Origin of the sequence: Halobaculum sp. EA56 (genome assembly GCF_051195075.1) — an archaeon.
Taxonomy (GTDB): Archaea; Halobacteriota; Halobacteria; order Halobacteriales; family Haloferacaceae; genus Halobaculum.
On sequence record NZ_JBNTJX010000120.1, the window covers coordinates 1 to 863 of the forward strand.

General features: G+C 64.1%; 1 protein-coding gene. It reads left to right on the forward strand.

Features of this window, described 5'->3' with window-relative positions:
- Positions 1-504, forward strand: a 504-nt coding sequence (locus tag ACQUQ1_RS22495) for a hypothetical protein (protein ID WP_435066398.1), incomplete at its 5' end; no start/stop codon positions are given.
- Positions 505-863: the final 359 nt, after the last annotated feature.

An 863-nucleotide genomic window follows, 5' to 3' on the forward strand; every position in this document is an offset into this window, starting at 1 on the left:
AGGGCCGACGCGTCCGTCGACACCGACGTTCCGGACCCGTTCCAGTACCTCCTCACGTCGTGTGACGTGTTCGTGCCTCCGGAAGTCGTCGCGGAGCTTCGCGACATCACGCAGTATCAGGACATCCACGGAGCAGCCGCGAGCAACGTCCTCGCAGCGCGTGGGCACTACACAGTCGAGGATCCCTACGAGCGCGAGGACACACCGGGCTCGCGACCGACGTTCGGCCTCGACGACGGTGAAACCGACGGCATCGTCCTCGCGAACGTGCTTGACGTCGATGGGTTTCTCACCGACGAGTTCGGCGGGACGAACTTCCCGCTCATCCACGCCGTCCTCCAGGGGCCGCGGATCGTCCCGACACCGCGGCTCATCGTCGACTACGCCCGGAACGGGCATCTGAGTCACGGGGAGGCTCGAACGCTGATCACGACGATCAGCCCGCACCGGAGCTGGGAGAACAGTCCCTACGTCACGCGATCGCTCCAACGCCTCGAGGATTGACATCCTCTCTGACGGAGCAGACCCGGACACGTTCGGTCCGAGCGGTCGGAGGCGTCCCCGAATTCCCCGAGGGGTTCGAGACGGTGCTCGACGGAAACGTGGGGGGATCCCCGAGAGGAGATCGCGGGACGGTTCGACTGGCCTGTGACCGTCGAGGGGACGACTCGGATGCCCGATGAATTAGAGAAACAAATTTCTGCGAAATGAATTTCTACAAAGTGAGATTCTACGGGCGCTCCGACGAGCGCATCGTCGCTCTGGACCGGGCTGCCCGTATGGAGTGGTGGCGGACTGATCGCTCCCCGAATGATCTTGCACTCGCTGACGGCACGCTGTACGGCACCAGCGAGGGGACACCC